The organism is Burkholderia sp. BCC1644 (assembly GCF_902833225.1).
Lineage (GTDB): Bacteria > Pseudomonadota > Gammaproteobacteria > Burkholderiales > Burkholderiaceae > Burkholderia.
Map to the genome: position 1 here is coordinate 39,776 of NZ_CADFEI010000024.1, position 20,833 is coordinate 60,608.

At 66.3% G+C, this 20,833-nt stretch carries 21 protein-coding genes; 9 read left to right on the forward strand and 12 right to left on the reverse strand.

Annotated elements, in window-relative coordinates:
* The first annotated feature begins 11 nt into the window (after positions 1-11).
* Positions 12-608, forward strand: coding sequence for a UbiX family flavin prenyltransferase (locus tag HWX87_RS33485; protein WP_176051170.1), 597 nt, complete (start codon positions 12-14; stop codon positions 606-608).
* 210 nt (positions 609-818) lie between these two features.
* Entirely contained in the window at positions 819-1,616 is a 798-nt protein-coding gene (locus tag HWX87_RS33490; RefSeq protein WP_176051171.1) for a class III extradiol ring-cleavage dioxygenase, read from the forward strand.
* A 106-nt stretch (positions 1,617-1,722) separates the two neighbouring features.
* On the opposite strand, the gene HWX87_RS33495 is transcribed toward HWX87_RS33490, so the two are convergent.
* A complete protein-coding gene (locus tag HWX87_RS33495; RefSeq protein ID WP_176051172.1) occupies positions 1,723-3,321 on the reverse strand; it encodes an APC family permease in 1,599 nt (532 codons plus the stop codon).
* 420 nt (positions 3,322-3,741) lie between these two features.
* Here HWX87_RS33495 and HWX87_RS33500 point away from each other — a divergent pair, with 420 nt between their 5' ends.
* Entirely contained in the window at positions 3,742-3,945 is a 204-nt protein-coding gene (locus tag HWX87_RS33500) for a cold-shock protein (RefSeq protein WP_006477070.1), read from the forward strand.
* Positions 3,946-4,044: 99 nt separating this feature from the next.
* On the opposite strand, the gene HWX87_RS33505 is transcribed toward HWX87_RS33500, so the two are convergent.
* From HWX87_RS33505 to HWX87_RS33515, 3 genes are all read right to left on the reverse strand, one after another.
* A complete protein-coding gene (locus tag HWX87_RS33505) occupies positions 4,045-5,295 on the reverse strand; it encodes an Hsp70 family protein (RefSeq protein ID WP_176051173.1) in 1,251 nt (416 codons plus the stop codon).
* Between the two features lie 186 nt (positions 5,296-5,481).
* Entirely contained in the window at positions 5,482-6,087 is a 606-nt protein-coding gene (locus tag HWX87_RS33510; protein ID WP_059236419.1) for a nitroreductase family protein, read from the reverse strand.
* Between the two features lie 157 nt (positions 6,088-6,244).
* Positions 6,245-7,528 carry an MFS transporter gene (locus HWX87_RS33515; protein WP_176051174.1) on the reverse strand — a complete coding sequence of 428 codons (1,284 nt, stop codon included), beginning with the start codon at positions 7,526-7,528 and terminating at the stop codon, positions 6,245-6,247.
* Between the two features lie 219 nt (positions 7,529-7,747).
* Between HWX87_RS33515 and HWX87_RS33520 the strand changes: the two genes are divergently transcribed.
* Together HWX87_RS33520 and HWX87_RS33525 are read left to right on the forward strand one after the other, a co-directional pair.
* Positions 7,748-8,368 (forward strand): TetR/AcrR family transcriptional regulator, encoded by a 621-nt coding sequence (locus HWX87_RS33520; RefSeq protein ID WP_176051175.1) that lies wholly within the window; start codon positions 7,748-7,750, stop codon positions 8,366-8,368.
* A gap of 76 nt (positions 8,369-8,444) precedes the next feature.
* Entirely contained in the window at positions 8,445-9,017 is a 573-nt protein-coding gene (locus HWX87_RS33525; protein WP_176051176.1) for a DUF1415 domain-containing protein, read from the forward strand.
* Between the two features lie 28 nt (positions 9,018-9,045).
* Here the strand turns inward: HWX87_RS33525 and HWX87_RS33530 are convergent, their stop codons facing one another.
* The 5 genes from HWX87_RS33530 to HWX87_RS33550 all read right to left on the reverse strand — a co-directional run bounded on the left by HWX87_RS33530 (position 9,046) and on the right by HWX87_RS33550 (position 12,922).
* Complete coding sequence (locus HWX87_RS33530) at positions 9,046-9,936, reverse strand: SAM-dependent methyltransferase (protein WP_176051177.1); 891 nt, start codon at positions 9,934-9,936, stop codon at positions 9,046-9,048.
* Between the two features lie 89 nt (positions 9,937-10,025).
* Positions 10,026-11,159, reverse strand: a complete 1,134-nt coding sequence (locus HWX87_RS33535) for a class I SAM-dependent methyltransferase (RefSeq protein ID WP_176051178.1) — start codon at positions 11,157-11,159, stop codon at positions 10,026-10,028.
* A gap of 136 nt (positions 11,160-11,295) precedes the next feature.
* Positions 11,296-11,628 carry a YegP family protein gene (locus HWX87_RS33540; protein WP_176051179.1) on the reverse strand — a complete coding sequence of 111 codons (333 nt, stop codon included), beginning with the start codon at positions 11,626-11,628 and terminating at the stop codon, positions 11,296-11,298.
* Positions 11,629-11,784: 156 nt separating this feature from the next.
* Positions 11,785-12,279, reverse strand: a complete 495-nt coding sequence (locus HWX87_RS33545) for an LEA type 2 family protein (RefSeq protein ID WP_176051180.1) — start codon at positions 12,277-12,279, stop codon at positions 11,785-11,787.
* A 421-nt stretch (positions 12,280-12,700) separates the two neighbouring features.
* On the reverse strand, positions 12,701-12,922 hold the full coding sequence (locus HWX87_RS33550; protein ID WP_176051181.1) for a hypothetical protein: 222 nt from the start codon (positions 12,920-12,922) through the stop codon (positions 12,701-12,703).
* On the opposite strand from HWX87_RS33550, the gene HWX87_RS33555 reads away from it, so the two are divergent.
* Positions 12,921-15,089, forward strand: coding sequence for a M1 family metallopeptidase (locus tag HWX87_RS33555; protein WP_176051182.1), 2,169 nt, complete (start codon positions 12,921-12,923; stop codon positions 15,087-15,089). The genes HWX87_RS33550 and HWX87_RS33555 overlap by 2 nt on opposite strands.
* Positions 15,090-15,210: 121 nt before the next feature.
* Here HWX87_RS33555 and HWX87_RS33560 read toward each other — a convergent pair whose 3' ends face one another.
* Positions 15,211-16,131, reverse strand: coding sequence for a LysR family transcriptional regulator (locus HWX87_RS33560; protein ID WP_176051183.1), 921 nt, complete (start codon positions 16,129-16,131; stop codon positions 15,211-15,213).
* Between the two features lie 161 nt (positions 16,132-16,292).
* Between HWX87_RS33560 and HWX87_RS33565 the strand changes: the two genes are divergently transcribed.
* The gene (locus tag HWX87_RS33565; RefSeq protein WP_176051184.1) at positions 16,293-17,270 is read left to right on the forward strand and encodes a zinc-binding alcohol dehydrogenase family protein; all 978 of its coding nucleotides are present in this window, start codon (positions 16,293-16,295) and stop codon (positions 17,268-17,270) included.
* Positions 17,271-17,294: 24 nt separating this feature from the next.
* On the forward strand, positions 17,295-17,447 hold the full coding sequence (locus HWX87_RS33570; protein ID WP_176051185.1) for a DUF1427 family protein: 153 nt from the start codon (positions 17,295-17,297) through the stop codon (positions 17,445-17,447).
* Between the two features lie 21 nt (positions 17,448-17,468).
* Here HWX87_RS33570 and HWX87_RS33575 read toward each other — a convergent pair whose 3' ends face one another.
* Both HWX87_RS33575 and HWX87_RS33580 read right to left on the reverse strand, forming a co-directional pair.
* On the reverse strand, positions 17,469-18,497 hold the full coding sequence (locus HWX87_RS33575; protein ID WP_176051186.1) for a transporter: 1,029 nt from the start codon (positions 18,495-18,497) through the stop codon (positions 17,469-17,471).
* A gap of 230 nt (positions 18,498-18,727) precedes the next feature.
* Positions 18,728-19,696 carry a phage tail protein gene (locus HWX87_RS33580; RefSeq protein ID WP_176051187.1) on the reverse strand — a complete coding sequence of 323 codons (969 nt, stop codon included), beginning with the start codon at positions 19,694-19,696 and terminating at the stop codon, positions 18,728-18,730.
* A gap of 121 nt (positions 19,697-19,817) precedes the next feature.
* On the opposite strand from HWX87_RS33580, the gene HWX87_RS33585 reads away from it, so the two are divergent.
* A complete protein-coding gene (locus tag HWX87_RS33585) occupies positions 19,818-20,663 on the forward strand; it encodes a M15 family metallopeptidase (protein ID WP_176051188.1) in 846 nt (281 codons plus the stop codon).
* Positions 20,664-20,833 lie beyond the last annotated feature (170 nt).

Genomic DNA, 20,833 nt, shown 5'->3' on the forward strand with positions numbered 1-20,833 from the left:
CCCCCCTTTCGATGGCATCTCCCAGCGCGCCGCCACGCCGGCTGATCGTCGCGATCACCGGCGCCACCGGCGCGATCTACGGCGTCCGGCTGCTCGACCTGCTGCGCGCCGCGGGCGGCGTCGAAACGCACCTGCTGATTTCGAACGCCGGCTGGCTCAACATCCAGCATGAACTGAGGCTGCCGAAAGCCGATGTCGAAAGCCGTGCGGACGTCGTGCACTCGGTGCGCGACGTCGGCGCGACGATTGCGTCGGGTTCGTTCGCGACCGACGGGATGGTGATTGCGCCGTGCTCGATGAAGACGCTCGCGAGCGTCGCGCACGGGCTGTCCGACAACCTGATCACGCGCGCGGCCGACGTCACGCTCAAGGAACGCCGTCGTCTCGTGCTGATGGTGCGCGAAACGCCGTTCAACCTCGCGCATCTGCGCAACATGACCGCCGTCACCGAGATGGGCGGCATCGTCTTTCCGCCGCTGCCCGCGTTCTACGCGATGCCGAAGACGATCGAGGAACTCGTCGACCAGACCGTCACGCGCGTGCTCGACCTGTTCGCGCTCAGCGCGCCGCAGACGACACCCTGGGCCGGCATCCGGCACGCGCAGTAAGCGCTGCGACCGCACCCTTCTTCGCGCATCTTCTGCGATTTCCACGAAAATTCATTCGATCGTACGCGTATTGACGATTAACCGCGTCGCCGCGCATTGCGTTGCGCCGATTATCAACAAACAAGCGTCAATCAAATTCCGAAACGCGAATTTATCAATTCACGGTGCGCGCCTATAGTCTCAGGCAAACCCTTTTCGCAGGCCACCACCATGAACCGCTTGCCTTCGCTGTACCTGTCCCACGGCGCTCCGACGCTGCCGATCGACCCGACGCTGCCGTCCGGTGCGTTCACGCACCTCGGCGCCCAATTGCCGCGCCCGCGCGCGGTGCTGATGCTGTCCGCGCACTGGGGCACGCAACGGCCGGTCGCGAGCGTCGCCGCGCATCCGGAAACGATCCACGATTTCTACGGTTTCCCGCAGGCGCTGTACGACATCCGCTATCCGGCACCGGGCGCGCCCGACGTCGCCGAACGCGCGGTCACGCTGCTGAACGCGGCCGGCATCGCAACCGCGACGACCGAGCACGGCCTTGACCACGGCGCGTGGGTGCCGATGCTGCTGATGTTCCCGGAGGCCGACGTCCCCGTCGCGCAGCTGTCGATCCAGCCGCGCGCGGATGCGGCGCACCACTTCGTACTCGGCCGCGCGCTGCGGCCGCTGCGTGATGAAGGCGTGATGGTGATCGGCTCGGGCCAGATCACGCACAACCTGCGCGCAGCCGATTTCGGCGCGGCGCCCGAAGATGCGGACCCGCGCGTCGCGGAATTCACCGACTGGTTCGAGACGAAGCTCGCCGCGCGCGATGTCGACGCGCTGCTCGACTACCGCCGGCAGGCGCCGCACGCAGCGCTGATGCATCCGACCGACGAGCATCTGCTGCCGGTCTTCACGGCGCTCGGCGCGGCGGACGACGATTACCAGCTCGGCATCCAGTCGCTCGGCACCTACCAGCGCGTGCTCGCGATGACGAACTACGTGTTCGCCAGCGCCAGCGCCGGCGCCTGAGCCGCGCCGCAATCGTCGACGCAAACAAAAAGCCCGCCCGAGCATCGCTCGGACGGGCTTTTTTCGCTGCGCCCTGCCGCCGCCGAATCCGGCGACAGGTCAGGCGTCAGGCACCGATCCCTTCGAGGATCTCGTCGTGCGATTCACGCTCGTCGAGATACTTGGTCCGGTAGCCGGTATTCACGCCCCAGAAGTAGAACACCAGCGCGATTGCCGCGACGACCAGCATGTCCCAGCCGTACGGCAGCACGCCGTGGCCGCCGAACTCCTTGCTGCCGATCAGCGACAGCACGGCCATCGTCGGCAGGTACGCGACCAGCCACCATGCAGCCTTCAGGTCGGCACCCCAGCCGCTCCAGCCCGACTTCGCCTGGAAGAAGAAGTACACCGGCAGCGCGACGATCATCAGCAGGATAATTTCGCCCGTCAGCGGCCACTTCGCCCAGTACAGGATCAGCGACGCGCATACGAACGCGAACGGTGCGATCAGCTTCATCAGCGGAATCGACAGCGGACGCTCGATGTCGGTCGCCGCGCGGCGCAGCGCCATCAGGCTGATCGGGCCGGTCAGGTACGAAATCACCGTTGCGACCGAGATCACCGCCGCGAGCGAGCTCCAGCCACGGAAGAAGAACAGGAAGATGAACGACACGAGCAGGTTGAACCACATCGCCTGGCGCGGCACACCGTAGATCGGGTGCACGTTGCCGAACATCTTCGGCATCGTGTTGTTGCGCTCCATCGCGTAGATCATCCGCGTGGTGGTCGCCATGTAGGTCGTGCCGGTGCCGCTCGGGCTGATGAACGCGTCGACGTACAGCAGGATCGCGAGCCAGTTCAGGTTCAGTGCGATCGCGAGTTCCGCGAACGGCGACGAGAAGTTGAAGTGCGCCCAGCCCTTCGCGACGTCAGCCGGATTCACCGAGCCGATGTACGCCATCTGCAGCAGCACGTAGATCACCAGCGCGATCAGGATCGACGTGATCACCGCGAACGGCACGCTGCGCGACGGATTGCGCGCTTCGCCGGCCAGGTTCACGGGACTCTGGAAGCCGTTGAACGCGAACACGATGCCGCTCGTCGCAACCGCGGTCAGCACGGCCGACCAGCCGTACGGCGCGAAGCTCGCATTCGATGCGGTGCCGAGGTTTTCCGAATGGAAGCTCGTCAGCATCAGGCCGAGGATCGTGGCGCCCGGGATCAGGAACTTGAAGATCGTGATCGCGGTGTTCGCGCGCGCAAAGGCCTTCACGCCCCAGTAGTTCAGCAGGAAGTAGATGACGACCAGCACGGCCGACAGCAGCAAGCCAGGTGTGGTCAACTCGCCGTTCACGAACAGCGCATGCGCCCACGGATACGGCCACGTGCTCATGTACTGGATCGACGCTTCAGCCTCGATCGGGATCACGGAAACGATCGCGATCCAGTTGGCCCACGCGCTGATGAAACCGACCAGCGAACCGTGCGAGTAGCGCGCATAGCGCACCATGCCGCCCGACTCGGGGAACATCGCGCCCAGTTCGGCGTACGTCAATGCAATCGCGAGAATCACGACCGCGCCGATGATCCATGCGCAGATCGCCGCCGGACCGGCGATCTTCGCGGCTTTCCAGGCGCCGAACAGCCAGCCCGAGCCGATAATCGAACCCAGCCCCGTCAGCATCAATGCAAACGGGCCGATGTTCCGTTGAATAGAACTCTTCACATCCTCTCCTGTGTCTCAAAAAGCATGGTCGGCCTGCGGTCCGGGATCGGCTCGGACAGCACCGCGCACGCATTCTTGGGGGGACGCGCCACCCGATCAGGGCAACCCGTCCACGCGGCGCGTAGTTTAACGGTTGCACCTCAAACGTGCCGCCAAAATCGTTCGGCCCCTACAAAAAATTCGCATCGCTTGCAAGCTTTGTAAACCTGATCTACGCAATAACCCTGAGTGCATGGGAATACGGTTGACCATAAGAGCGATTAGCCGTATAAAGGACTTCGCAGGATTTCAAGTGGCGAGTGAATTGGTTCTTTCGTAGTTCGCCCATCAACGGTACTCCGGTTGGTCCTATTACCCCTTCCTTGATTTTCCGCACCCCATGGGCTTCGGCCCCGTTTTATCTTTTTAGGAACAAGTAACATGGCAACCGGTACCGTCAAGTGGTTCAATGACGCAAAGGGCTTCGGCTTCATCACCCCGGAAGGCGGCGGCGACGATCTGTTCGCGCACTTCTCGGAAATCCGCGTCGAAGGCTTCAAGACGCTGCAAGAAAACCAGAAGGTTGAATTCGAAGTGAAGACGGGCCCGAAGGGTCTGCAAGCTGCGAACATCCGTCCGGTCTAAGCTTGGCGCGATAATTCGTGAAAAAAAGCCCCGCTTCGGCGGGGCTTTTTGTTTTTGTGCGCCGGTTGTCCGGCATGGCGGCCTTTCAGCCGCTCGCATTCAACCGAATAATCGCTGCGCGTGAATGCCGAGGCCTGTCGCGACACTCGCGAGGCGGTCGCCGAACACCGGCTGCGCATCCGGGAACGCGCCCGCAAGCGCACCCGACAGGAACGCGAGCCCGGTCGAACCGCCGGTGAAATACAGCGCGCCGACATCGCGCGGCGCGATGCCCGCGAGCCGCACCGTCTCGCGCGCGGCGTCGACGATGCGTGAAGTGTCGTCGCGGCTCGCATCGACGAGGCGATCGGCGTCGAACGCGATCAGCAGGTCTTCTTCCACGTCGTTCAGGTTGATCATCGTCTCCCCGCCCGCCGCAACGCCGATCTTCGCCTCTTCCGCACGCGCCATCAGCCCGTGCCCGAGACGCTGCTCGACCACGCTCGTGAGCCGGTCGTACTGCCGCACGTCCTGGTACAGGTGCTTCATCAGCGTCAGCTCGCCGATCCGCTTCGGCGTGTAGACCGTGTTGATCAGGTGCCAGGTCGCGAGATCGAAGTAGATCTTGTTCGGCAGCTCGCGCCCTTCCGGGTCGAGCGAACGGTAGCCGAATGCGGGCAGGATCGCCGCCAGCTCGACACGCCGATCGTAGTCGGTACCCGCGACGTGCACGCCGTGGTGCGCGAGCACATCGTCCTTGCGCTCGAGCCGCGCCATCCGCTCGGGCCCGACGCGCACCAGCGAGAAGTCGGACGTACCGCCGCCGATGTCGGCGACGAGCACGAGACGCTCGGCCTGCTGGCGCGATTCGTAGTCGAATGCGGCGGCGATCGGTTCGTACTGAAAGTGCACGTCCGCGAAGCCGACCGATTGCGCGGCCGCCTCGAGCTGATCCTGCGCAAGGCGGTCCGCGCGGGGATCGTCGTCGACGAAGAACACCGGACGTCCGAGCACCGCGCGGCCGATCGGCGCGCCCGCGCGCGCTTCGGCCTTGCGCTTCAGGTGTGTCAGGAAGCGCGCGATGATTTCGGTGTACGCGATCGCGCTGCCGTCGCCGAGATCGGTCGTCGTTTCCGCGAGCGGCGAGCCAAGGATGCTCTTCATCGAGCGCATCAGCCGGCCGTCGAAACCGTCGATATAGGAAGCCAGCGCCGCGCGGCCGTATTCGACCGTTTCTTCGTCGTTGTTGAAGAAAATCGCGGTGGGCAGCGTCAGGTGGTCGCCCTCGACGGGCGCGAGGCGCATGCCGTCGCCGTCGGGCAGCGCTACGGCGGAATTGGACGTGCCGAAATCGATCGCGCAGTAAGTCATGGGAAATTGCCGCAGCAGGGCCGGCGCGAAAACGGAAAGGACGGGCTTTTTAACATGAAGCCCGCGGGATCACAACCGGGGCTGGCCACCGGTACCGCTCAACGGGCACCGATGGCAACGGCGCGGTGCACCGCGCCGGGCACACGCGCGAACGGGATGCACGATGCAGCCCGCCCGCTCGCGCGGTCAGGCTGCCGCGTCGAAACTCTTCTTCCACGCGCCTGCATAAACGACTTCGCCGATCGCATGGCGCGTACGCGGCGCCTTTTCGCGATCGCGCAGCACGGGGTCGAGCTTGTCGACGTTGCCGTAGTGGCCGAGCGAGATGATCGACAGGATCGCGACGTCGGCCGGAATCGCGAACGCGTCGCGAAACGCCTTCGCGTCGAAACCGCTCATCTGGTGTGCGGCGAGGCCGAGCGCGTGCGCCTGCAGCACCAGCGACATCGCGGCGGCGCCCGCGTCGTACGACGCAGTCGGCGCCGGCTCGCCCTTCGGCGTCAGCGTGTGCGCGGTCACGGCGATCAGCACGGGCGCCGGCGCATTCCAGCCCTGGTTGAACGGCACCAGCGTCGCGAACGCGCGCTTGAACGCGTCTTCGTCCTGCGCTCGATCGAATACGACGAAACGCCACGGCTGCGCGTTGTACGCGGACGGGGCCCAGCGCGCGGCTTCGAGCACTGCGTGCAGATCGCCGGCGCTGACGGGCTCGTCCGAATAGGCGCGCGGGCTCCAGCGGCCAGCGATCAGATCGTGAATCGAAACAGTGGTGGGAGCAGGTTTGACGGACATGCGGTTCCTCGCTGAAATCGATGAAGGGGCGCGAACGCCCGGCAAACCGCAAGCATACCCGCTTGAGCGGCTGCGCGCCCGATCCTCCCGCGCTATGCAAATCTCCGTACCTGCATTGGCCGGCCGCAGGCTGCGCGGCCAGCCGCGTTCACCGCGATCAGGCCGCCTGCGCGGCCGCGCGCGACGGGCCGCGGTTGATCCGCAGCACGATCAGCGCGCCGACGATGCACAGCCCGCCCGAGATCATCGACGCGATCGTGTAGGTGCCGAGGCTCGCGCGCAGCAGCCCGGCGCCGAGCGCCGCGAACGCCGCGCCAAGCTGGTGGCCGGCGACGATCCAGCCGAACACGACCGGCGCCGCGGCCTTGCCGAACACGTCGGTTGCGAGCCGCACGGTCGGCGGCACGGTTGCGATCCAGTCGAGCCCGTAGAACATCGCGAACAGCGGCAGCCCGAAGAAATCGATCCCGAACGCATGCGGCAGGTAGATCAGCGACAGCCCGCGCAGCCCGTAGTACCAGAACAGCAGCACGCGGTTGTCGTAGCGGTCGGACAACCAGCCCGACAGCGTCGTGCCGAACAGGTCGAACACGCCCATCGCCGCGAGCAGCGACGCGCCCTGCACTTCGGTCATGCCGTAGTCGCTGCACATCGCGATCAGGTGCGTGCCGACATAGCCGTTGGTGCTCGCGCCGCAGATGAAGAAGCTGAAGAACAGCAGCCAGAAGTCGCGCGAACGGCTCGCCATCAGCAGCGTGCGGAACGCGACCGCGAGCGGGTTCTCCTTCGACGCGTCGGGCGCGGCCGGCGCATCGGCCGGTTCGCCGTACGGGCGCAGCTGCACGTCGGCCGGCCGTTCGGGCAGCAGGAAGGCGACGAGCGGAATCACGATCGCGGCCGCCACCGCGACAACCAGCACGACCGGCCGCCAGCCGTGGTGCTGCGCGATCGCCGCGAGCATCGGCAGGAACACGAGCTGGCCGGTGGCCGTGCTCGCGGTCAGGATCCCCATCACCAGACCGCGCCGCGCATGAAACCAGCGCGTGACGAAGGTCGCGGACAGCGTCAGCGCGACGACGCCCGTCGAGCAGCCGACCATCAGGCCCCAGATCAGGACCATCTGCCAGCTCTGCGTCATCATCGACGACAGCGCGACGCCCACGCTCATCGTCACGAGCGCCGTGAGGATCGTCGGTCGCAGCCCGAAGCGTTGCATCGCGGCGGCCGCGAACGGGCCCGTCAGGCCGTACAGCGCAATATTCACCGAGATCGCCAGCGAAATCGCCGCCCGGCTCCAGCCGAGCTCGCGCTCGAGCGGCACCATCAGCACGCTCGGCGTCGCGCGCGTGCCGGCTGCCGCCAACAGGATCAGGAATACCACCGCCGCCGCGAGCCATCCGTAGTGAAAGCGCCCGCCGATTCTTGTCACTGCCCAGTTCATCTTCGCGTTCTCCAGTTGGCGGTTCCGGCGCCATCGCACCCGCTCCGCCCCAACCAGGCCACCTCCGCCGCACATTTCAACATCGGCTGACCCGGGCCGACGCTTGGCATTTGTCTGTTGATCCGGCCGCGATTGTTACCGACCGGTCACAAGTGTGTTGCGATCGTAGTTACCAGTCGGTAACATGTCAAGCAATTCACTACGCAGCCGAGGGTCATCATGTCGGGCATCGAGATCGCCAAGCCGCTGGCGCGCCGCACGCGCCGGCCGATCGACGGCGCCACCGCGCAGGAGCACCTGCTGCGCGCCGCCGAGGAGCTGTTTTACAAGGAAGGAGTTCGCACGGTCGGCGTCGAGGCCGTCGTGGAACGCGCGGGCGTCAACAAGATGAGCCTGTACCGCCAGTTCTCGTCGAAGGACGAGCTGATCCTCGCGTATCTGGAGCGGATGGATGCGTGCTTCTTCGAGCGCCTCGACACGAGCGCCGCGAAGCACCCGGGCCAGCCGAAGGCGCAGTTGATCCAGTATTTCGTCGATCTCGCCGAGCGCGCGACGCAGAAGGACTATCGCGGCTGCCCGTTCGTCAATGTCGCCGCGGAATTCCCGGATGCGTCGCACCCGGCGCGCGAGCGCGTCGCGCAGAACAAGGAACAGCTGATGAAGCGGCTCGTCGCGCTGTGCGAAGGCGCCGGCGCGCGGCAACCGAAGGCGCTGGCCGACGCGCTTGCACTGGTGATCGAAGGCATCTACGCGGCGAGCCAGACCTACCGGCACGGCGAGACGCCAATCGGCACCGCGCCCGCGCTCGTCACGCAGTTGATCGAAGCCGCCTGCGCTTGACGGGGCGCATGCGCCCGAGCGCGGCGGGCCCGCTACAATGCGGCCCTCGCCGCTCTTCCGCCCGACTGGTTTCACGATGACCGATACTCGCCCCGAATCGCACGACGACATCCTCGCCGCCACCCGGCACTGGCTCGCGCGCGCGGTCATCGGGCTCAATCTGTGCCCGTTCGCGAAAAGCGTCTATGTGAAGGAACAGGTGCGCTACGCGATCAGCGACGCGACGACGCTGGAAGACGCGCTCGCCGAACTCGAAACCGAGCTGCGCGCGCTCGATGCGGCGGATCCGCAGCAGATCGACACGACGCTCGTGATCTTCCCGCATGCGTTCGCCGATTTCGTCGATTACAACGATGCGCTGTTCTTTGCCGAGCGGCTCGTGCAGCAACTGCGGCTCGACGGCGTGCTGCAGATCGCGAGCTTCCATCCGCAATACCGGTTCGAAGGCACCGAGCCCGACGACATCGAGAACTATACGAACCGCGCGCCGTACCCGATCCTGCACCTGCTGCGCGAAGACAGCATCGCGCGCGCGGTCGACGCGTTTCCCGATGCGTCCGCGATCTACGAAAAGAATCAGGAAACGCTGCGCCGCCTCGGTCACGACGGCTGGCGCAATTGGATGCGCCGGCCGGGCGACGACGTCTGACGCTCCGCGCGGGCGCGCGGGTTGCGCGTCAGCCTGCGGCCGGCTCGACGGCCTCGCCGCCTGCCGCCGCAGCTTCCGCCACGAAGAAGCGCTCGTTCAGTTCGGCAAGGCCGAACATCCCGAGGATCTCGTTCAACCGCTCGCCGGGCCGCCGGCGCGGCAGGTTCTTGTACTGCGCGATGATCAGCTCGTTCTTCATCGAATGCTCCCAGCCGACCAGCTCGGTCACGCTGACCTGGTAGCCGTGCGCCTCGAGTTGCAGGCAGCGCAGCACGTTGGTGATCTGGCTGCCGAATTCGCGCGTATGCAGCGGATGCCGCCACACCTCGGTCAGCGCATTCGCGAGCGACTTGCCCTTGTTCTTGCGCAGCACGCCCGCGACTTCCGCCTGGCAGCACGGCACGAGCACGATATGCTGCGCGCGCTTCGCGAGCGCGAAGCGGATCGCGTCGTCGGTCGCCGTATCGCACGCGTGCAGCGCGGTAACGACATCGACGGTTTCGGGCAGCTGCGGCGACGTGATCGAATCGGCGACCGACAGGTTCAGGAACGACATGCCGCCGAACCCGAGCCGCTCGGCCAGCTCGGTCGAGCGCGTGACGAGCTCCTCGCGCGTCTCGATCCCGTACACGTGCGACGCGAATTCCGGCGTGCCGTGCCCCGGCTGCTGCTTGAAGAACAGGTCGTACAGGATGAAGCCGAGATACGACTTGCCGGCACCGTGATCGACGAGCGTCACGTTGCTTTTGTCGGCCTGCACGCCGGCGAGCAGCGGCTCGATGAACTGGAACAGGTGATAGACCTGCTTCAGCTTGCGGCGGCTATCCTGGTTCAGCTTCCCGTCGCGGGTGAGGATGTGCAGTTCCTTCAGCAGCTCGACGGACTGCTCCGGGCGGATTTCGTGGGTTTTGTTCGACATCGTGATGCGGCGCCGGGCCACGGTCGGTCGACCACGGCCCGGCGGCGGGAATTCGTGAGGAATGGCGACAGTTTACCGAAAATACGCGGTCAGGCTCGCGCGCCGAGCCGCCAGAGCGACGTGACCTCGGCGCGACGCGCCGCGTGCAGCGGATCGTCGGCGTCCATGGACTTCGGATGCGCGGGGCGGATGTCGTCGCGGCCGAGCACGACGAGGCCCGCCTCGTCGATCCATTGCATCAGCGTATCGCGCGGCCGCAGGCCGAGATGCTCGGCGAAATCGGACAGGATCAGCCAGCCTTCGCCGCCCGGCTCGAGATGCGCGGCGAGCCCCGCGAGGAAACCGCGCAGCATCCGGCTGTCGGGGTCGTAGACCGCGTATTCGATCGGCGCGCTCGGCCGGGCCGGCACCCACGGCGGGTTGCAGACGACGAGCGGCGCACGGCCGGCCGGAAACAGGTCGGCTTCGACGACGTCGACCTGGCTCGCATGACCGAGCCGCGCGATGTTCTCGCGCGCGCAGGCCAGCGCACGCGGATCCTGATCGATCGCGACGACCCGCTCGACGCCGCGCGACGCAAGCACGGCCGCCAGCACGCCGGTGCCGGTGCCGATGTCGAATGCAAGCGACTTCGCCGGCAGCGGCGCGCGCGCGACGAGTTCGACGTATTCGCCGCGCACCGGCGAGAACACGCCGTAGTGCGGGTGAATCGGCGCACCGCCGAGCGCCGGAATCGGTACGCCCTTCTTGCGCCACTCGTGTGCGCCGACGAGACCGAGCAGTTCACGTAGCGACACGACCGACGGCGCGCCGCCGGGGCCGTACGCCTCCTCGCATGCGGCTCGCACGTCGGGCGCGCGGCGCAGCGGGATCGTGTAGTCGGCGTCGAGCGGGATCAGCAGCATCCCGAGCGTGCGGGCGCGCTGCGACTGCGCGAGACGATGCAGGTTGAATGCGTCGACGCCGGCCGCGGCTTGCGCCTTCTTCGGCTTGCGCTCGACACGGCGCGCCATCGCCTGCACGAGCTGGCGCGCATTCTGGAAATCACCCTGCCAGACGAGCGCGGTGCCCTCGCACGCAAGGCGGTACGCCGCGTCGGCAGTGAGGCGATCGTCGGCGGGCACCGCGCGCTTCGGCGGTTGCACACCGGCTTCGGAGCGCCAGCGCACGGCATGATCGGCGCCGTCGGCGTCGGTCCAGTGGAAAACAGGGGAATCGGTCACGCGAACTCGGTTACGGTTGGCTTCAATGGCGGCGAGAATTCACCGCGCGGACCACACCATACCGCGCTTTGCCCGACCCGGCAAAACGGGCGCCGCAACGCCGGCCGAGCGGCGTTCGTCGCGGCGCAAGCGACGATCAGGCGAGATCGAAGGTTTCCGCACCGGGCGCATCGCGCTTGACGGCCGCGATGCCGTTCTCGCGGCCCTGCACGCTCCTGTACGTTTCACTCGTGCCGATGACCTGGTGGTTGGCAGCCTTCAGGTTGAACATCGGCTCGCCGTTGTGAGCAAGCTTCCGCTCGTAGCGCTCATCCAGCGGTGCATTGTCCCGCACGGACGCGATCCCGTTTCTCGCGCCGCCCTTCTCTTCGTACCGCTCGCTCGCGAGGATGATCTCGCCGTTCGCCGACTTCAGGTGAAAGTAGTACTGACCGTTCGTGGCTTTCTTGAGCTCGAATTTTGCCGCCATGTGGTTGCTCTCCTAAAAGGACGTCCGCCCCTCGGACAGGGGCCAGTGTAGGAGCCGCATCGACAAAAAGCGACCTTGCGCCAGAATCAGTGTTGAAGACCGCCAAATGGTTAATTTTCGGCAACATTTGAGCGACGTTAGCCACAACGACGAACGCTACCCGCCCCACCCCGGCATGACGGGCATGCGCAGCGTGCCCGCGTCGTTGAAGTGCACGGTGCCGAGCACGCCGCCCGCGAGCCGGCCGCGCAGCGCATACGGCAGCTCGCCGTTCGCGGCCGCGCCGGGCAGGTTCCACGCCTGCCGCGCGGCGGCGAATGCGGACACGGACACCGGCACGTCGAGCACGGCTTCGCCGAAACGCGGCACGGTGCCCGAGCGATCGCTGACGCCGCTCGCGAACGGCGTGCCGTTCAGGTCGAGCGCGACCGAGATGCCGTCGTATTCGATCGGCGCGTCGTTCGGGTTCTGCACACGCAACTTCAGGTTGAAGCGCATCTCGAGGCCCTGCCCGACGAGCGGGTCGAGCCCCGCGACCGACACGCGCACGGGATCGCGCGTCAGCCCCGCGCAACCGCCGAGCAGCAGCACGGCGGCAACCAGCATCAGCATGGCGCGCAGCGGCGCGAAACGGAACAGGGTACGTGGCATGGAAGGGCCTCCTTGCGGCGATCGGTGAGCGGGTCGTCGATGCATTGTACCGAGCGCACTGCCCCACGCCGGATTTCGTAGTTTCTGCGGCAACCCAAGATCGTTAATAGATTAAAACTACGAATTCGACAGCTAAACGGAAAGCGAATTAATGACTTCCAGAATTCAATGAAGCGCCAGAAATTCAATAGATGCTCTTTCTGAATTTTTCGTTTCCTTTACCCAAAACCATCAAGTATATTTACGCATCCTTGGAGCAAGCCGACAAACCTTGAAGCCGCATGACGGCGAATTTACGGAACGGCAACACGCCTTCCTTCCGTCCTGCGGCCTGGCCCGGCCAGCCCCGTAGGTCGTCGGTTCAAAGGGATTGCGCGCCCGCGCCGGGCGTGCGGCCCCGTGTCGTGCGCGCGAAATCAATTCAGTACAACACGCGTCCGGCCATTTTGAACTGGCAAGTTAACCAATATCCGGAAATCCAGAGGGGGCAGTAAACCATGATTACCTTCACGTAGTCGGCTACCGTCTTTCCGAATAATCCGTCATTGCCATTTTTTCGCCGTTGATTAACGGCGAGGGGATTGCTTTTGCCGGCGTTTTCGCAGCACTGAACGATTCTTTCTACAATCGAGGTTTCAGTCATGTCGATTCATATTCGCAAGATGCGTTATCTGCCGCTCGTCGCCGCCCTGGCGCTCGCCGGGTGCGGCGGCGACGACGGCGGTGCAGGCTCCGCTTCCGCGCTCAGTTCCGCCGGCGCGCCGCATACGGGCTCGTCGCCCGCCGTCACCGCGCCGCCGAGCGCATCCAACGTCGACAAGAGCGTGTCGCCTGTCGAGTTGCCGGCCACCGTGGTACCGGTGAACTACCGGCTGTGGTTCCGCCCGAACGAGGCGCTGAACGCGTTCGACGGCCGTGCCGATGTCGAAATCAAGGTGCTGAAGCCGGTCAACAACATCGTGATCGCCGGCCACCGGATCAAGTTCACGAACGGCCGCATCACGCTGCAACCGGGCAACATCCAGCTGATCGCGACGCCGCAGGACAAGGGCGACTTCTATCAGCTGCGCCCCGTGAGCGGCACGATCTCGCCGGGCAACTACTCGCTGCACATGGAGTGGTCGGGCATCATCAACTTCAAGTCGTACGACGATCCGGTCGCGAAGACGGGCGGCAGTTGCGGCGACGATCCGTATCCGGGCTGCTCGGCCGCGGAAGGGATCTTCCGCGTCGATCTGAAGGGCACCGACGGCAAGACGAGCGGCGCGATCCTGACGCAGGGCGAAACCAACCTGTCGCGCCAGTGGTTCCCCGGCTGGGACGAACCGGCCTTCCGCCCGACCTATGAAGTGACGGCCGAAGTGCCGTCGAACTGGCGCGTCGTGTCGAACGCGGCCGAGAAGCCGTCGACCAACGTCGGCGGCGGCTACAAGCTCGTGCAGTTCGACAAGACTCCGCCGATGCCGTCGTACCTGCTGTTCTTCGGCGGCGGCCTGTTCGACACCTACGAGGACGACTTCACGAGCCCGCTGCCGGGCGGCAAGGGCGGCCTGCACCTGCGCGTATTCACGCCGCCGGGCATGAGCGACTGGGCGAAGCCGGCGATGGACCGCACCAAGCAGGCGCTCGACTTCTACTACCGCTACACGGGCATCGCGCTGCCGCTGACGAAGTTCGACACGGTGGCCGCGAACGACGCGTTCAAGGAGCAGAAGGACCTGAACTTCGGCGGGATGGAGAACTGGGGGTCGATCCTCGAGTTCGCCGACGACATCCTGCCGCAGCCGGGCCAGCCGATGTCGCACTACGGCAACGAGGTGCTGACGCACGAAGTCGCGCACCAGTGGTTCGGCGATCTCGTCACGACCGACTGGTGGGACAACGTATGGCTCAACGAATCGTTCGCGACGTTCTTCGAAACGAAGACGACGATCCAGTTCTTCCCCAACGAGTTCAGCTGGCTCGACCAGGTGAAGAACAAGTATCGCGTGATCAATCGTGACATCGGCCCGAACGCGTTCCCGGTCGCGCCGAACTTCAACGACTGGGCGTCGAACGACTTCGTGCTGAGCGCCAGCGCGTTCACGTACGACAAGGGCGGCCACGTGCTGAAGACGCTCGAGAACTATCTCGGCGAACAGACGCTGCGCAAGGGCCTGCAGCAGTACCTCGTCGACTACTCGTTCGGCAACGGCACGCCGAAGCGTCTGTGGGATGCGCTGTCGAAGGAAAGCGGCCAGGCGGTCGGCCCGATCGGCGACAGCTACGTGCGCCAGACCGGTGTCCCGCTGATCTCGCTCGACACGCAGTGCGACCTGACGAAGAACCAGACGGTCATCACGCTGAAGCAGCAGCCGTTCCCGAACAAGAACGCGTATCCGGGCCTGCAGTGGACGGTGCCGATCACGCTCGCGTACGGCCAGGGTCTCGCGAAACGCACGACGCTCGCGCTGAAGGACACGCAGACGCAAACGCGGATCGACGGCTGCACGGGCGTGGTCGCCGACCCGAGCGGTCTCGACTACTACGTCGTGAACTACAGCGACGCGGCCTGGAGCGGGCTGCTCACGCAGGTCAACGGCTCGACCGATCCGGTGCTGCTGGCGAACCTGAAGAGCGAAGCCGCGCTGCTCGTCGCGAACAACCTCGCACCGGCATCGCGCTCGACGTCGATCGGCTCGGTCGCTTCGCCGGCCGCGATGAAGCTGCGCCAGACGCCGACCTTCGGCGGCGTCGAGCTGACGACGAAGGAGCGCCCGGCACTGCACTACCAGGGCGTCTTCAAGCCGCGCAAGGTAGTGACGCAGTAACGGTGCGCATCCGGCCGGCGCCGCGCAGCCTGCGGCGCCGGCCGGCGTACCGGCTTCTCCGACCTTTGACGGGCCTCGCATGCGAGGCCCTTTTTTCTTTCCGCACGGCGTCCGCCCGCCGTTACGCCCACGCGGCATCCCACGCCGGCTGCGCGAACCACGTCGCGAGGAACGCGACGAGTTTCGACGTCCGTGCGCTGCCGCGCGCCTGCTGGCGCAGCACGTGGATCGTGGCCGGCTCGGGCGTTGCCGCGTACTGCGGCAGCACCGCACGCAACCGTCCGTCGCGCAGCGCGTCCCCCGCGAGCCAGGTCGGCAGGTGCGCGAGACCGAGCCCCTCGAGCGCCGCTTCGAGCAACGCCTCCGAATGATTGCTGCGAAACCGCGGCTGCGCCGGGACATGGCGACGCTCGCCGAAGCGCCACGCACCCGGCGGCGGCGCGCCGTGCCACGCGAGACAGTCGTGGCCGGCGAGCGCGTCCGGCGATTCGGGCTCGCCGCGCCGCGCGAGGTAGGCCGTACTCGCGCACAGTACGCGCCGCTGCGGCGCGAGCACGGTCGCGACCAGGCGCGTGTCCTCGAGCGGGCCGATGCGCACCGCGAGATCGACGTCGGAGCCGAGCCGCGCACCCTGAAGATCGACCATGCTGTCGGTCAGCACCAGGTCGACCTGCAGTGCCGGATGACACTGCATGAACGCGGCCAGCGCGGCCATCAGGTGCCGCCGGCCGAACGGCGCCGGACAGTCGACGCGCAGCAGTCCGCTCGGCTCGTCGCGCTGGCTGTGCAGGTCTTCCTGCAAGCCGCGCAGTTCGGCCAGCATCCGCGTCGCGCGCCCGTACAGCAGTTGCCCGGCCTCGGTCGGCCGCAGCGCGTGCGTGGTGCGATGCAGGAGGCGGATACCGAGCTGTGCCTCGAGGCGGTCGATACGCCGCGTAACCGACGACGCGGCGACGCCGAGCCGGCGCGCGGCCGCCGAGAAACTCTGCTGATCGACCACATCGACGAACAGCGCGAGATGCGGGGTAAGGAAGTCGTCCATGCGGGGCCTTCGGATTTGGCTATGCGTTTATCGCAAAACAATCATCCGCTTTTGCCAGTTTCCGCGTCAAATCGGGCCGACTAGACTGCACTCATCCTTTTCATCCGCTGCACGCGCCGGCCCACCGGGTCGCACGGCAGCCATCCGTCACGGAGATCACCATGCGCAGCATCCGCTTCGACGCCCCCGCCGCCGACATCGAGTCGCTCGACGCGCGCGTCCGGGAACTCGACACGCCCGTCCCGGCCGACGGCCAGATGCTGATCGAGGTGCGCGCGGCCGGCGTGAACCCGAGCGACGTGAAGGCCGCACTCGGCCGCATGCCGCACGCGGTGTGGCCGCGCACGCCCGGGCGCGACTGGGCCGGCATCGTGCGCAGCGGCCCGGACGGCTGGATCGGCGCGCCGGTGTGGGGCTCGGGCGGCGATCTCGGCGTCGGACGCAACGGCTCGCACGCGGAATGGCTCGTGCTCGATGCGACACAGGTGCGCCGCAAGCCGGCCGTGCTGACGCTCGACGAAGCAGCCGGCGTCGGCGTGCCGTTCGTCACCGCGTACGAAGGCTTGCGCCGGGCCGGCATGCCGGCGGCCGGCGACGTCGTGCTCGTGTTCGGTGCGAACGGCAAGGTCGGCCAGGCCGCGATCCAGCTCGCGACCGCGCACGGCGCAACCGTGATCGGCGTCGAGCGCAGCCCAGGCGGCTATCGCGGCCACGCATCGGGCGACGTGCACATGATCGACGCGTCGAAAGAACCCGTGGCCGACGCGGTGCGCGCGGCGACCGGCGGCCACGGCGCGGACATCGTCTACAACACGGTCGGCAGCCCGTATTTCGAAGCCGCGAACGCGTCGATGGCGATCGGCGCGCGGCAGATCTTCATCTCGACGATCGACCGCAGCGTGCCGTTCGACATCTTCGCGTTCTATCGCGGCCAGCATACGTTCGTGGGGGTCGATTCGCTGCAGCTCGGCGGTGCCGCGGTCGCGCAGATCCTCGACACGCTCGCGTCCGGTTTCGGCAACGGCACGCTGCGACCGTTCCCGATCGGCGACGACTACGTGTACCCGCTCGACCGCGCGCACGACGCATACCGCGCGGTGCTGGCCGGTGCGCGCGAGCGCGTGATCCTCAAGCCCTGACGCCGGACCACACGGGAGGCTGCCATGACGGATTACGTGACCTCGCTCGCGGTGGGCTTGGGCGTCGGCGTGCTGTACGCGCTGCTGAACGTGCGCTCGCCGGCCCCGCCGCTCGTCGCGCTCGTCGGCCTGCTCGGGATGGTGATCGGCGAGCGCGCGATCGCGCTGCTGCGTTGACGTGCCGATGCGGCTGCCGCGCTAGCGGTCGCCGCGACGCCGGAACGCCCACCATGCGGCGAGCCCGGTGAAGCCCGCGACGAGCAACACCATCAGCCAGAAGCCGTGCTTGTTTTCCGAAAACGGCACGCCGCCGACGTTCATCCCGAAGAAGCCGGCGACGATGTTGATCGGCAAGGCGATCACGGTCACGAGCGTCAGCGTGAACAGCGTCCGGTTGTTCTGCTCGTCGAGACGCGAGCCGATCTCTTCCTGCAACAGCTTGATCCGCTCGTTGAGCCCCGCCAGGTCGACGAGCACGAGCGAGAACTCTTCGGTCGATTCGCGCAGCTCCTGCACGTCTTCCTGGTGCAGCCACGCGGGCGGCTTCGCGAGCAGCCGGAAGATCGACCCGGGTTCCGGCGCGAGCATGCGCTGCAGGCGCGTCAGCGTGCGGCGCATCGCACCGAGCTCGATGCGGCTCGACGTGAGCCGCTGCGACAGGAAGCGATCCTCGATGCGGTCGACGTCGACGCTCGTCCGCCGCATGATCTGGATCAGCAGGTCGGCCTGGTCGCGCAGCAGGTGCACGAGCAGTTCCGCGGGCGACCTGAACTGCTCGCCGTCGCGCACGCATGCGCGCAGCGTGTCGACCGAGCGCAGCGGCTTGAGCCGCGCGGTCACCATGATGCGCTGCTCGACGTGGACGAACAGCGTCGCAATCTCCGACGGCGTCAGTTCGAGGTTGAACATCACGTCGTTGACGATCGCGCGCAGCGCACCGTCTTCCTGCTCGATGCGGGTCGAACGCGACCCTTCGTGGAGAAATTCGAAGAAACTGTCGGGCAGCCCGAGATGCGTGCGCATCCAGCGCTCGCTCGCGCCATGCGCGAGATTGAAGTGCAGCCAGACGAAATCGCCCGACGCGCCCGCACCGTGCGCGCGGCACGTGCGCAGCCACGCGGCGGCCGCGTCCGCATCGAGCGTCGCGCCGGAACCGCCCGGGACGAAGCGGAAGCCGCACACCATGCCGGACGTATCGGCGCCGTAAGTCTGTACGATCAGGTCCATCGTGTCGAAGGTCGTGCGGCGCGCGACGCGCCGCACATCGCGGGTCGCGGGCCCGCGCCGGGAAAAGAAAGGAGACGTATGCCCGACGGGCGTGACGCTCTCGTGACAGCTCTCGTGACAGCTCTCGTGACAGCATCAGGCCGCATCATACCGGCAGCTTCCTCGCCCCAAAAGCAACGCGCCGCCCAACGGGCGGCGCGGACAAGGCATGACGGCAGGCGCAAGACGCGTTACTGCCGCGTCTCCGACTGTGCGGCGCTCGGGCACGCAGGGTCCTTGCCCCAGTGGCCGTCACACACGCGCCAGCGGCACAGCTGATCTTCGAAGAAACCGCGCTCCGAACACTCCTTCACGCGCGACCCGAGCGAGCCGGTCGTCGCTGCCGTCTTGGTCGGCACGACCTGCCCCTTCTGCGCGGCGAGTTTCTTGTCGGCCGGCTTCGTGCGCGCAACGAGCGCCGCGAGCAGGTCGGCATCCGGATCGTCCTTCCCGGCCGCCTTCGCGGTACGGGTCGACGTCGCATCGCGGCGCTTCCTGGCCTGCGCGAGCTCCGCCTCTTGTTCCTTGCGATGCTTGCGGGCCTCGGCCTTTGCATCGGCCTTCGTGTCGGCCTTGCCATGCGCCGCGACCTTCGTGCTCTTCGTCGCGTCGGCCTTCGCGGTCTTGGTCGTTGCGACAGCGGCAGCCGTGGCGGCAGCGGCTGCCCCGGCCGTGGCTGCGCCCGATGCGTCGTCGGCGCCATTGGCCAGCGCGCGCGACAGGCGGCTGCCGTCCGCGGCGGACGCGGCCGATGCGGATGCAACGGTCTGGGAAGCCGAATCGTCGTTGACGATCGTGGCCGGCTGGACGGCGGACGCGGCGGATGCGCCATTCTGCGCGACCTGCACGGCGGCGTTGCTGGCCGGTGCGGCCTTGGCCGGCGCGGCTGCCGCGGGCTCGGCGGCCGTCACGGCGGCGACCTGCTCGCCCGAATGCTGCTGCATGCGCCACGCGCCCCAGCCGCCGACGGCGACCACCAGTGCGACGACGGCGGCGATCGGCGCCTTCAGCGAACGGCGCGGCGGTTCGGCGGGCGGCGTGACACGGCCTTCCAGATTCGCGAGAATGCGCGACTGCTGAGGTCCTCCCTCGCCTGCCGGTTTCGTATCGGACAGCAGGCTGGGCGGAGTTTTCGAATTTGAATTTTCCGGCGCACTCATTCAGCGTCTCATTGAATCCTGGTTTAATTCACCGCGATAATATAGCCCGGCCTCTCGAAGCAGCCTGATTCTAAGAGCAAGCATTGCAAAACACAATCAATTCCAATTTCCGGGGATTTCTTTGATTGCCGTCGCACTCGTCGCCTATTTCGCCCTTGCCGTAGCGGTTGCGGCACTGTTGCTTTTACCGGGTATCCGCGCGACCGTTTTCGAATCCGTCGCCCAGTTTCACGGCCGTCTTACGCGCCGTGCGAACGATCGCGCCGCGCGTACGCGGAGTCAGATTGTTAAATCGGCAAGCGTTACGCGCGGCGCATTAAACGATGTGCAAAATTTACTGGTTCGCCGGCGCTTGATGATTATGGTATCGGCAGGTATTCTTGCGACGCCGCCATTGGTCGCCATTGCTTTACGCGGCCGGCAATTGTTCCAGTACGACGACACGGCGCGCGTGCCCGACGAGAAGATCGCCGCGCTGCTGCAGGGCGAGCAGCTCGTGCCGCCGCCACCGCTGCCGCCGGAAGTCTTCGCCACCAAGGAAGTCGAGCAGATACGCCCGGCGCTGAAGGATGCGAGCCGCGACTGGAACCTGCTGGACCCGGATTTCCGTACGCGTTTGCTGCTGGTCTACAAGATCATGCACGAACAACACGGTTATGAAATGGCGCTGCTGGAAGGGTACCGAAGCCCGGAACGGCAGAACCGGCTGGCAGCGATGGGCGGCAACGTGACCAACGCGGCAGCCTTCCAGAGTTATCACCAATTCGGGCTGGCGGCCGACAACGCATTCCTGCGTGACGGCAAGCTGGTCATTTCCGAGAAAGATCCCTGGGCGATGCGCGGCTACCAGTTGTACGGCCAGGTCGCCGAACAAGTCGGCCTGACCTGGGGCGGCCGATGGAAAATGATGGATCTCGGGCACGTTGAATACCATAAACCCGGTTTTAAACTGGGACGCGGCAGCTAGCCAGGGCTGCCGGACAGGAAATAATGAGGGCGGCATGGGGCTTTTTAATATCCCGGCAGGAAACGATATGGGCGACGCAAAAAATCGGGCATTCCAGTGCGTGATTTTTTCCGGCCGCCGCTTCCGTTTTAAATCTCACAGCGTCCTTTCATTAATGCGCGCGCCTTCTC

Bases quoted from the DNA above. Each gene is read 5' to 3' on its own strand.
- HWX87_RS33485 (WP_176051170.1), top strand. From the start codon at position 12: ATGGCATCTCCCAGCGCGCCGCCACGCCGGCTGATCGTCGCGATCACC.
- HWX87_RS33490 (WP_176051171.1), top strand. From the start codon at position 819: ATGAACCGCTTGCCTTCGCTGTACCTGTCCCACGGCGCTCCGACGCTG.
- HWX87_RS33500 (WP_006477070.1), top strand. From the start codon at position 3,742: ATGGCAACCGGTACCGTCAAGTGGTTCAATGACGCAAAGGGCTTCGGC.
- HWX87_RS33505 (WP_176051173.1), bottom strand. From the start codon at position 5,295: ATGACTTACTGCGCGATCGATTTCGGCACGTCCAATTCCGCCGTAGCG.
- HWX87_RS33510 (WP_059236419.1), bottom strand. From the start codon at position 6,087: ATGTCCGTCAAACCTGCTCCCACCACTGTTTCGATTCACGATCTGATC.
- HWX87_RS33515 (WP_176051174.1), bottom strand. From the start codon at position 7,528: ATGAACTGGGCAGTGACAAGAATCGGCGGGCGCTTTCACTACGGATGG.
- HWX87_RS33520 (WP_176051175.1), top strand. From the start codon at position 7,748: ATGTCGGGCATCGAGATCGCCAAGCCGCTGGCGCGCCGCACGCGCCGG.
- HWX87_RS33525 (WP_176051176.1), top strand. From the start codon at position 8,445: ATGACCGATACTCGCCCCGAATCGCACGACGACATCCTCGCCGCCACC.
- HWX87_RS33530 (WP_176051177.1), bottom strand. From the start codon at position 9,936: ATGTCGAACAAAACCCACGAAATCCGCCCGGAGCAGTCCGTCGAGCTG.
- HWX87_RS33540 (WP_176051179.1), bottom strand. From the start codon at position 11,628: ATGGCGGCAAAATTCGAGCTCAAGAAAGCCACGAACGGTCAGTACTAC.
- HWX87_RS33545 (WP_176051180.1), bottom strand. From the start codon at position 12,279: ATGCCACGTACCCTGTTCCGTTTCGCGCCGCTGCGCGCCATGCTGATG.
- HWX87_RS33555 (WP_176051182.1), top strand. From the start codon at position 12,921: ATGTCGATTCATATTCGCAAGATGCGTTATCTGCCGCTCGTCGCCGCC.
- HWX87_RS33550 (WP_176051181.1), bottom strand. From the start codon at position 12,922: ATGACTGAAACCTCGATTGTAGAAAGAATCGTTCAGTGCTGCGAAAAC.
- HWX87_RS33560 (WP_176051183.1), bottom strand. From the start codon at position 16,131: ATGGACGACTTCCTTACCCCGCATCTCGCGCTGTTCGTCGATGTGGTC.
- HWX87_RS33565 (WP_176051184.1), top strand. From the start codon at position 16,293: ATGCGCAGCATCCGCTTCGACGCCCCCGCCGCCGACATCGAGTCGCTC.
- HWX87_RS33570 (WP_176051185.1), top strand. From the start codon at position 17,295: ATGACGGATTACGTGACCTCGCTCGCGGTGGGCTTGGGCGTCGGCGTG.
- HWX87_RS33575 (WP_176051186.1), bottom strand. From the start codon at position 18,497: ATGGACCTGATCGTACAGACTTACGGCGCCGATACGTCCGGCATGGTG.
- HWX87_RS33580 (WP_176051187.1), bottom strand. From the start codon at position 19,696: ATGAGTGCGCCGGAAAATTCAAATTCGAAAACTCCGCCCAGCCTGCTG.